Annotated in this window: 9 protein-coding genes; 3 read left to right on the plus strand and 6 right to left on the minus strand. The window is 63.6% G+C overall.

The window, feature by feature from the left end; genetic code table 11:
* Entirely contained in the window at positions 1-1,461 is a 1,461-nt protein-coding gene (guaB, locus tag AB4Y44_RS34890; RefSeq protein ID WP_342921353.1) for an IMP dehydrogenase, read from the minus strand.
* Positions 1,462-1,731: 270 nt separating this feature from the next.
* Here guaB and AB4Y44_RS34895 point away from each other — a divergent pair, with 270 nt between their 5' ends.
* Positions 1,732-2,784 (plus strand): DMT family transporter, encoded by a 1,053-nt coding sequence (locus AB4Y44_RS34895; protein ID WP_342921354.1) that lies wholly within the window; start codon positions 1,732-1,734, stop codon positions 2,782-2,784.
* Positions 2,785-2,882: 98 nt separating this feature from the next.
* On the opposite strand, the gene AB4Y44_RS34900 is transcribed toward AB4Y44_RS34895, so the two are convergent.
* Both AB4Y44_RS34900 and AB4Y44_RS34905 read right to left on the minus strand, forming a co-directional pair.
* On the minus strand, positions 2,883-3,215 hold the full coding sequence (locus AB4Y44_RS34900; protein ID WP_342921355.1) for an RnfH family protein: 333 nt from the start codon (positions 3,213-3,215) through the stop codon (positions 2,883-2,885).
* Positions 3,212-3,649 (minus strand): type II toxin-antitoxin system RatA family toxin, encoded by a 438-nt coding sequence (locus AB4Y44_RS34905; RefSeq protein ID WP_368702078.1) that lies wholly within the window; start codon positions 3,647-3,649, stop codon positions 3,212-3,214. The genes AB4Y44_RS34900 and AB4Y44_RS34905 overlap by 4 nt, the downstream gene beginning before the upstream one ends.
* 102 nt (positions 3,650-3,751) lie before the next feature.
* Here AB4Y44_RS34905 and smpB point away from each other — a divergent pair, with 102 nt between their 5' ends.
* Positions 3,752-4,198 (plus strand): SsrA-binding protein SmpB, encoded by a 447-nt coding sequence (gene smpB, locus AB4Y44_RS34910; protein WP_069265630.1) that lies wholly within the window; start codon positions 3,752-3,754, stop codon positions 4,196-4,198.
* 78 nt (positions 4,199-4,276) lie between these two features.
* Here smpB and AB4Y44_RS34915 read toward each other — a convergent pair whose 3' ends face one another.
* From AB4Y44_RS34915 to ppsA, 3 genes are all read right to left on the minus strand, one after another.
* Positions 4,277-5,236 (minus strand): stomatin-like protein, encoded by a 960-nt coding sequence (locus AB4Y44_RS34915; protein ID WP_342921356.1) that lies wholly within the window; start codon positions 5,234-5,236, stop codon positions 4,277-4,279.
* 56 nt (positions 5,237-5,292) lie between these two features.
* Positions 5,293-5,778, minus strand: coding sequence for an NfeD family protein (locus AB4Y44_RS34920; RefSeq protein ID WP_342921357.1), 486 nt, complete (start codon positions 5,776-5,778; stop codon positions 5,293-5,295).
* Positions 5,779-5,921: 143 nt separating this feature from the next.
* Positions 5,922-8,321 carry a phosphoenolpyruvate synthase gene (gene ppsA / locus AB4Y44_RS34925; protein ID WP_342921358.1) on the minus strand — a complete coding sequence of 800 codons (2,400 nt, stop codon included), beginning with the start codon at positions 8,319-8,321 and terminating at the stop codon, positions 5,922-5,924.
* A gap of 401 nt (positions 8,322-8,722) precedes the next feature.
* On the opposite strand from ppsA, the gene AB4Y44_RS34930 reads away from it, so the two are divergent.
* Positions 8,723-9,538, plus strand: coding sequence for a pyruvate, water dikinase regulatory protein (locus AB4Y44_RS34930; protein ID WP_028204047.1), 816 nt, complete (start codon positions 8,723-8,725; stop codon positions 9,536-9,538).
* Positions 9,539-9,700: the final 162 nt, after the last annotated feature.

Consider the following 9,700-nt stretch of genomic DNA (forward strand, 5'->3'; position numbering starts at 1 on the left):
TTAGTCCACGTGATAGTTGGGCGCTTCCTTCGTGATCTGCACGTCGTGCACGTGCGACTCGTGCAGGCCGGCGCCGGTAATCTGCACGAACTCCGCCTTCGCATGCAGGTCTTCGATCGTACGGCAGCCGCAGTAGCCCATCGATGCGCGCACGCCGCCGATCAGCTGGAACAGGATCGCGTTGATGGGACCCTTGTAGGCGACACGGCCTTCGATGCCTTCCGGCACGAGCTTGTCGATGTTCGCCGAGTTGTCCTGGAAGTAGCGGTCCGCGGCGCCGTCCTTCATCGCGCCGACCGAGCCCATGCCGCGATACGACTTGTACTGGCGGCCCTGATACAGGAACACGTCGCCCGGCGACTCTTCGGTGCCCGCGAACATGCTGCCCATCATCACGGCGTTCGCGCCGGCGGCCAGCGCCTTCGAAACGTCGCCCGAGTAGCGCACGCCGCCGTCGGCGATGCACGGCACGCCCGTGCCCTTGAGCGCTTCCGAGACGTTGGAGATCGCGCTGATCTGCGGCACGCCCACGCCGGCCACGATACGCGTCGTGCAGATCGAGCCCGGGCCGATACCGACCTTCACGCCGTCCGCGCCGTACTCGACGAGCGCGCGCGCCGCGTCGGCCGTGGCGATGTTGCCGCCGATCACTTCGACGTGCGGGAAGTTCTTCTTGACCCAGCGAACGCGCTCGAGCACGCCCTTGCTGTGGCCGTGCGCCGTATCCACGACGATCACGTCCACGCCGGCCTGCACCAGCAGCTCGACGCGCTCTTCGTTGTCCGGACCGACGCCGACTGCCGCGCCCGCGCGCAGCTTGCCGTGCTCGTCCTTACAGGCGGCCGGGTGCTCGGTCTGCTTGGTGATGTCCTTGACGGTCATGAGGCCGCGCAGTTCGAACGAGTCGTTCACGACCAGCACGCGCTCGAGGCGGTGGCTGTGCATGAGCGCCTTGGCGTCGACGAGCGGCGTGCCTTCCTTGACGGTGACGAGCCGTTCGCGCGGCGTCATGATCGAGCGCACCGGCTCATCCAGACGCGTTTCGAAACGCAGGTCGCGGTTCGTGACGATGCCGACGAGTTGCGCGCCTTCCACGACCGGGAAGCCCGAAATGCCATGCTGCTGCGAGAGCGCGATGACGTCGGCGACCTTCATTTGCGGCGGAACCGTGATCGGATCGCGCACGACGCCCGACTCGAAGCGCTTCACCTTCGCGACCTCGCGCGCCTGCTCGGCCGGCGTGAGGTTCTTGTGAACGATGCCGACACCGCCCTGCTGCGCCATGGCGATCGCCAGACGGCCTTCCGTGACGGTATCCATAGCGGCCGACACGAGCGGAATGTTCAGGGAGATATTGCGGGTCAGCCGGGTCTTCAGGCTGGTGTCGCGCGGGAGAACGTCGGAAAAGGCGGGGACGAGGAGCACGTCATCGAACGTGAGTGCTTTCTGGATCAGACGCATGGCAAATCCTATAGGCGCAAAAGCAGATTATACGCGATAGCGCCCTGGAAATCATCAGCGCTAACAGTAGCTTAGCGCCGTTTTCGGGATTATTTCCACGCTCCGGCCCTGCCGGTGCGAGCCGTGCGGGCATGGCACGCCTCCGACCCGAATATCGGGCGCACGCTGCAGGATTGAACAAGACGGGTGCGCACACCTCCAGTTAAGCTTCGGGCCGTCCTGTCAAAACGGCCCGCCTTGGGCCACCCGAAGTATCTGGAGGCAATACAAATGCAGCGTGGTGTGTTGTACGGCGTGCTCGCCGGCGCATTATGGGGAACGGTGTTCGTCGTGCCCCGGCAACTGGCGGAGTTCTCGCCACTGCTCCTGAGCGCGGGCCGCTACGCGATGTATGGGCTCGTTTCGCTCGCCGCGCTTTTGCCCATGCTGCGCCGTGTCTGGCCGCGCATGACGCGCGCCGATCTCGTCGCGCTCGTGAAACTCGCGCTCGTGGGCAACGTGCTCTATTACCTCTTTCTCGCGAGCGCCATCCATCTGGTGGGCATTGCACCGGCCTCGCTGATCGTCGGCGTGCTGCCCGTCACGGTCACGCTGCTCGGGCGACGCGACCATGGCGCCGTGCCGCTTTCGCGTCTGGCCTGGCCGCTCGCGATGATCGCGGCCGGCATCGTCTGCATCAACGTGGACGTGTTCACGGCTGCCGGCGACGCAGGCGGCGCGAGCATCCTCACGCGCATCGCGGGCATTGGCTGCGCCGTCGGCGCGCTCGTGTGCTGGACCTGGTTCGCGGTCGAGAACGCGCGTTATCTGCAGCGCAATGCGCACTTCAGCGGCAACGAATGGTCGGTCCTCTGGGGCGTGGTCACGGGCGCGCTCGGCGGCCTGCTCTGGCCAGGCATTCTCCTCGTGCCGTCGCACTGGGTGCAGGACACCGTGGCCGCCGGCCGCTGGACCACGTTCTGGCAGTTGAATCTGGTGCTCGCGATCGGCGCCTCGTGGCTCGGCAACGGCCTCTGGAACGCCGCCGCCAAGCGCTTGCCGCTCACGCTCTCGGGCCAGATGATCGTGTTCGAGACGCTGTTCGCCCTGCTCTACGGGTTTATCTACGATCACCGGCTGCCGCGCGGGCTGGAGATCGCGGCGATCGTGCTGCTGGTGGCGGGCGTGAGCTGGTCGGTGCGCCAGCATTCGGGCGGCCCCGAAGACACCGCGCACGGCGACGGCATCGTGCCGGACGGCGATCTGCCGGGCATCGGCAACGAAACCCGCCTCGCGCAACCCGACGCCGACGCGAAGCAAAACGGCCGCACGACCGCCGCCTGAGCGCACCGGGCCAAAAAATGCCGAATGGGCGAGACAGCGCAAGCTGTCCCGCCCATTCCGTTTGTGCGGCAAATCCGTTGCAACACCGGGCGGGAACCTTAGCGCGAGTCCTTGGGCAACCATTTGCGCCCTTCGATCGAGCCTTCCTTGCGGGTCTTTTCGACGCGGCGCTGGCGCGCCATCTTGGGGTCGACGATCAGCGGCCGATAGATCTCCACTCGGTCGTGGTCGGCGAGAACGGTGTCGAGCGGCTTGAGCTTACCGTAGACGCCCACCTTGAGCTTCGCCAGATCGATCTCGGGATGGCGCGCGAGAATGCCGCTCGCGTCGATGGCCTGCTGGACGGTCGCGCCCGCGGGCAGTTCGATGCTGATGAGCGTCTGCGCATCCGGCAGTGCATAGCAAACGTCGATGGAGAGATTCGCGCTCATGGTCTGCCGTAGCGCTGATCGGCGCGCTTCACGAAGGAGTCGACGAAGGTGTTCGCGATGTGATGGAACACCGGCCCGATGAGCTTTTCGAGAATGATGTTTGAAAACTCGTAATGCAGCGCAAACTCGATCTTGCAGGCGTCGGCGCGCAGCGGCGTGAAACGCCAGTAGCCCGTGAACTTGCGGAACGGACCATCGGCGAATTCCATGTCGATGCGCTCGGGCCGCTTTTGCGAGTTGCGCGTGGCGAAGTGTTGCTTGATGCCCTTGAAGTTGATGTCGATCTTCGCCTCCATGCCGCTGTCGTCCTGACGGCGAATCTCGACGCCGCCGCACCACGGCAGGAAGTTGGGGTAGTCGGCGACGTCGGTGACGAGGTCGAACATTTGTTCCGCCGAATGGCGAATCAACACGGTTTTCTGGACATCCGCCATAAATTGCGCAATGCGTGGCTAGGGTGAAAGCGCCACGGGCTTTCGGAAGCCCGCTTTGCTAAAATCGTAATTTTAAACGAGTTGGGCCAATCCCATTTTCCTATGAGCATCATCGACAACAGAAAAGCGTTCTTCGATTACTTCATCGAAGAGCGCCACGAGGCCGGGCTCGTGCTGGAAGGATGGGAAGTCAAGGCCATGCGCGCCGGGCGAGCCAACATCAAGGAAAGCTACGTCGTGATCAAGGACGGCGAACTCTACCTGATCGGCACGCACATCAGCCCGCTGCCCGAGGCCTCGACGCACATCCAGCCGGACCCCACGCGCACCCGCAAGCTGTTGCTCCATCGCGAGGAAATCGACAAGCTGATCGGCAAGGTCGAGCAGCGCGGCTTCACGCTCGTGCCGCTGAACTTTCACTACAAGGGCGGCCGCGTGAAGTGCGAAATCGGCCTCGCCAAGGGCAAGAAGCTGCACGACAAGCGCGAAACCGAGAAGAAGCGCGACTGGGAGCGCGAGAAGGCGCGCCTGATGCGCTCGCCCACGTGATTGGTCCGCAGCAGCAAGCGTTCAGATGGACAACGGGCCGCTAGCGCGGCCCGTTGTCATTTCCGGCGACCTGAGCGCTCATGCGCCCTTCGTCGCCCCAGCCCCGCTGATCTGCCCCTCGCGCAGGCCCGCGCGGTTCACGATCGTCAGCGCCGAAGCGATCATCGTGCTCAGGTCGCCCATGTTGCCCGGCACGATCAGCGTATTGCCCTGCTTCGCCAGATTGGCGAAGGCATTCACGTACTGTTCGGCCACCTTGAGGTTGACGGCATCCATGCCGCCCTGCGCCTGGATCGAGTTGCCGATCTTCTGGATGGCCTGCGCGTTCGCCTCGGCCACCGCCAGAATGGCGGCCGCCTGACCCTGCGCCTGATTGATCGCCGCCTGACGCTCGCCTTCCGACTTCTGGATCGCCGCCTCGCGCGCGCCGGCCGCCAGGTTGATCTGTTCCTGCTTGCGCCCTTCCGAGGCCGCGATGAGCGCGCGCTTTTCCCGCTCGGCGGTGATCTGCGCCTGCATGGCGTGGAGGATTTCCTTCGGCGGCGTGAGATCCTTGATTTCGTAGCGCAGCACCTTCACGCCCCAGTTCGATGCGGCTTCATCGAGCGCCGACACGACGCTATGGTTGATGAAGTCGCGTTCCTCGAAGGTCTTGTCGAGTTCGAGCTTGCCGATCACCGAGCGCAGCGTGGTCTGCGAAAGCTGCGTGATCGCGAACACGAAATTGCTCGAGCCGTACGACGCCTTCATCGGATCGGTCACCTGGAAGTACAGCACGCCATCGACCTGAAGCTGCGTGTTGTCGCGCGTGATGCAGACCTGGCTCGGCACGTCGAGCGGAATCTCCTTGAGCACGTGCTTGTAGGCCACGCGATCCACGAACGGCAGCACGATCGTCAGACCCGGCGTGAGCGTGGCGTGGTAGCGCCCAAGCCGTTCGAGCACCCAGGCATGCTGTTGCGGCACGATCTTGATGGTCTGCGCGATCAGCACGACGACGATCACGAGCAGAATCAGGCCGACGACTGGGACTTGCATACGGGACCTCCGTTCGCATCTGTGTGGTGTGTTGGTGTGATTTTGAATGCGGCCCGTCACGCGTGGCGCGCGTCGTCGCGAGCGGCGCCGGGCGCATTGGCTTCGCGCCGCTCGCGCTTCGCCGCCACGACGAGGCAACTGCCGCGTACCGCCTTGATTTCGTAGAGCGGCGCGTCTTCGGGCTCGCCGGGCGCGAGTTCGACGTCCCATTCGGCGCCGCGATACATCGTGCGTGCGCGGCCGTCGCGCCAGGCTGCGACGACAAGCGTCGCGCCAATATCGAGGTTCACGCCCGGATCGGTCGAGGCGTCGGTCATGCGCCGGCGGCGGCCAAAGCGCGAGCGCCGCAGCGTAACCACGGCCGCGAGCCCGACCGCCGCCGCGACGAGCAGTTGCACGTCGAGCGGCCAGCCAAGCTCATAGCTGAGCGCGCCGGCGAGAAAGCCGAGCGCGATCATCAACAAGTAGAAGGTGCCGGTCATCAGCTCGGCGACGATGAGCACGCCAGCGGCAATCCACCAGAACAAACCATGCGGACCCACGACGACCTCCCAAAGTAAAACACCCCGGATAGACCGGGGTGTTATAGCACGAAGCTGACACTTTTTTCCGCAGCGTGCAACGACGCACGGGAAGCTGCATCAAGCTCCGTATGCGCCGAGGATTGAATCCCCCGGCACCGCGCTTACTTCGACTGCGACTTCGCCAGCTGCTGCCACGTCTCGACAACCGAGTCCGGATTCAGCGAGATCGAAGCGATGCCCTCTTCCGCGAGCCACTGGGCGAAGTCCGGATGGTCGGACGGGCCCTGACCGCAGATGCCGACGTACTTGTTCAGACGGCGGCAGGTTTCGATCGCGCGCTTGAGCATGAACTTCACGGCCGGATCGCGCTCGTCGAAGTCGACGGCCAGCAGTTCCATGCCCGAGTCCCGGTCGAGGCCGAGCGTGAGTTGCGTGAGGTCGTTCGAGCCGATCGAGAAGCCGTCGAAGTACTGCAGGAACTCTTCAGCGAGGATCGCGTTCGACGGCACTTCGCACATCATGATCAGCTTGAGGTCGTTCACGCCGCGCTTGAGGCCGAACTTCTCGAGCAGGCCGACTACGCGCTCCGCCTGCTTGAGCGTACGCACGAACGGCACCATGATCTCGACGTTCGAAAGCCCCATTTCTTCACGCACACGCTTGAGCGCCAGGCACTCCATTTCGAACGCCTGCGCGAAGTCTTCGGCGATGTACCGCGACGCGCCGCGGAAACCCAGCATCGGGTTTTCTTCGTCCGGCTCGTAGCGCGAACCGCCGATCAGCTTCTTGTACTCGTTCGACTTGAAGTCCGACAGACGCACGATCACGGGCTTCGGATAGAACGCCGCCGCGATCGTGGCGATGCCTTCCGTGAGCTTGTCGACGTAGAACGCGCGCGGCGAGGCGTGGCCGCGGGCCACGCTTTCCACGGCCTTCTTCAGGTCCGCGTCGACATTCGGGTACTCGAGAATCGCCTTCGGGTGCACGCCGATGTTGTTGTTGATGATGAACTCGAGACGCGCGAGGCCAACACCTGCATTCGGCAGTTGCGAGAAGTCGAACGCGAGCTGCGGGTTGCCGACGTTCATCATGATCTTGACCGGAATGGCCGGCAGATCGCCACGCTGCACTTCGCTGACTTCGGTTTCGAGCAGCCCGTCGTAGATGCGGCCTTCGTCGCCTTCTGCGCACGAAACCGTCACGAGCGCGCCGTCCTTCAGCACGTCGGTCGCGTCGCCGCAGCCCACCACGGCCGGCACGCCCAGCTCACGCGCGATGATCGCGGCGTGACAGGTGCGGCCGCCACGGTTCGTGACGATCGCCGAAGCGCGCTTCATCACCGGCTCCCAGTTCGGGTCGGTCATGTCGGCGACGAGCACGTCGCCCGGCTGCACGCGTTCCATTTCGGACGGATCGTGAATCACCTTCACACGGCCCGCGCCGATCTTCTGGCCGATCGCGCGGCCCGTTGCGAGCACCTGCGACTGGCCCTTGAGCTTGAAGCGCTGCTCGACCTTGCCGGCGGCCTGGCTCTTCACGGTCTCCGGACGCGCCTGGAGAATGAAGATCTTGCCGTCGAGGCCGTCCTTGCCCCACTCGATGTCCATCGGACGCTGGTAGTGCTTCTCGATGATGACGGCGTACTTGGCCAGTTCGATCACGTCTTCGTCGGTGATCGAGAAGCGGTTGCGCTGTTCGTGCGAGACGTCGACCGTCTTCACGCGGCCCGGCTCGCCCGGCTGCGTGAATTCCATCTTGATGAGTTTCGAGCCGATCGAGCGGCGGATGATCGGCGCCTTGCCCTGAGCGAGCGTGGTCTTGAAGACGTAGAACTCGTCCGGATTCACGGCGCCCTGCACGACCGTCTCACCGAGGCCGTAGCTCGACGTGATGAAGACGGCGTCCTTGAAGCCCGATTCCGTATCGAGCGTGAACATCACGCCTGCGGCGCCGCGGTCCGAACGGACCATGCGCTGCACGCCAGCCGACAGCGCAACTTCGGCGTGGGTGAAGCCCTTGTGGACGCGATAGGAAATGGCGCGGTCGTTGTAGAGCGACGCGAACACGTGCTTGAGGCGATCGAGCACGTCTTCGATGCCGACCACGTTGAGGTAGCTTTCCTGCTGACCGGCAAACGACGCGTCGGGCAGGTCTTCCGCCGTTGCCGACGAACGCACGGCGAACGAGAGCTCAGACGGCGAACCGTTCTGCAGCGTCTCGAAACCGGCGCGGATCTCCGCTTCGAGTTTCGGCTGCAGCGGCGCGTCGATGATCCATTGACGGATCTCCTTGCCGGCTTCGGCCAGCGCCTTCACGTCGTCGACGTCGAACGTCTCCAGACGAGCGGCGATCCGTTCGGTCAGGTTGTTATGTTTCAGGAAGTCGCGGAAGGCGAGCGCGGTCGTCGCGAAGCCTGTGGGCACTCGCACGCCTGCCTCAGCCAACTGGCTGATCATTTCGCCGAGCGAGGCGTTCTTGCCGCCCACGATCTCGACATCGGTCATCCGCAACTGCTCGAAAGGCACTACATACGCCTGATCCTTGGCAACGGTGTTAGTCATACAAGCCCCTAAGTGTGAAAAAAATTCACGATTGCGCAAGTGGGCTCGAACGCGGTCCGCCCATTGGAAGCGGATTCGCGTCTTGCGCAACCTGTTGGAGAAGCAATCGCTCACGGGGCGCGAACGAATTTCCATTCAATGGAAAAGCACGAAGATGCGCGCGATTGCATGAAGTTAGACGGAATCGCTGCGAATTGACACCAGAATGCACCGCGATAGGCGGCTGTTTGGCGCGGTTGCACTGCAATTGCTTATCCAACAGGTTGCCGCTATTCTACCGTGCCGACTCTGGAATTTGTGCCAGTCGGCGAGAATTGCCCCTCGGTCCCGCCGGACGGGGCTTTCCGGGCGCCCAAGCCTGTCCCGAGCGGCCCTGCAGCTCACGTACCCAGCCTCAACCGATGCCGCCTACCGTATTCATCGTCTCCGACGGTACCGGGATCACTGCCGAAACTTTCGCGCATTCGATCCTGTCGCAGTTCGACCAGAAATTTCGCCTCGTGCGCGTGCCCTTCGTCGATTCGTCCGAAAAGGCCTACTCGACCGCCGAGAAGATCAACGAAGCCGCCGTGCAGGAAGGCCGCCGCCCGATCGTGTTCACGACGCTCGTGGACAGCAACTCCAACGAGATCGTCAAGCGCGCGAACGCGCTCGTGATGGACATGTTCCAGACCTTCGTGGAACCGCTCGAGCAGGAGCTGGAGCTCAAGTCGAGCCACGCCATGGGCCGCGGCCACCAGAACGCCGACACCGACGAATACAAGAACCGTATCGAGGCGATCAACTTCTCGCTCGCGCACGACGACGGCCAGTCCGACCGCAATCTCGCCGACGCCGACGTGATCCTCGTGGGCGTGTCGCGCAGCGGCAAAACGCCGACGAGCCTGTATCTCGCGATGCAGTACGGTGTGAAGGCCGCGAACTACCCGCTCATCCCCGACGATTTCGAGCGCGGCAAGCTGCCGAATGCGTTGCTTTCGCATCGCACGAAGATCTTCGGCCTCTCGATCGATCCGCAGCGCCTGACCGAGATCCGCAACGAGCGGCGCCCGGGCAGCAAGTACGCCGCGCTGGAAAATTGCCGCTACGAGGTCAACGAAGCCGAGGCGATGATGCGGCGCGAAGGCATCAAGTGGCTCTCGTCGACGCACAAGTCGATCGAGGAAATCGCCACCACGATCCTGCAGGAAATCCGCATCGACAAGCCGTCGTATTGAAACGGCGCGCCTGAAACGAAAAAGCCCGCATCTGAGCGGTAATGCCGTTCAGTTAAGCCTGAACGGCATTGTTGTTTTGATGGCGAGAAGGTGTTGTAAACGACGCGCCGAGCTGTTAACTTTTCGGCGCGATGCTTTCCAGTCACCTGACCTTTCTGCTCG

It is taken from the genome of Paraburkholderia sp. BR10937, assembly GCF_040965695.1.
Taxonomy (GTDB): Bacteria; Pseudomonadota; Gammaproteobacteria; order Burkholderiales; family Burkholderiaceae; genus Paraburkholderia.

Bases quoted from the DNA above. Each gene is read 5' to 3' on its own strand.
- guaB (WP_342921353.1), bottom strand. From the start codon at position 1,461: ATGCGTCTGATCCAGAAAGCACTCACGTTCGATGACGTGCTCCTCGTC.
- AB4Y44_RS34895 (WP_342921354.1), top strand. From the start codon at position 1,732: ATGCAGCGTGGTGTGTTGTACGGCGTGCTCGCCGGCGCATTATGGGGA.
- AB4Y44_RS34900 (WP_342921355.1), bottom strand. From the start codon at position 3,215: ATGAGCGCGAATCTCTCCATCGACGTTTGCTATGCACTGCCGGATGCG.
- AB4Y44_RS34905 (WP_368702078.1), bottom strand. From the start codon at position 3,649: ATGGCGGATGTCCAGAAAACCGTGTTGATTCGCCATTCGGCGGAACAA.
- smpB (WP_069265630.1), top strand. From the start codon at position 3,752: ATGAGCATCATCGACAACAGAAAAGCGTTCTTCGATTACTTCATCGAA.
- AB4Y44_RS34915 (WP_342921356.1), bottom strand. From the start codon at position 5,236: ATGCAAGTCCCAGTCGTCGGCCTGATTCTGCTCGTGATCGTCGTCGTG.
- ppsA (WP_342921358.1), bottom strand. From the start codon at position 8,321: ATGACTAACACCGTTGCCAAGGATCAGGCGTATGTAGTGCCTTTCGAG.
- AB4Y44_RS34930 (WP_028204047.1), top strand. From the start codon at position 8,723: ATGCCGCCTACCGTATTCATCGTCTCCGACGGTACCGGGATCACTGCC.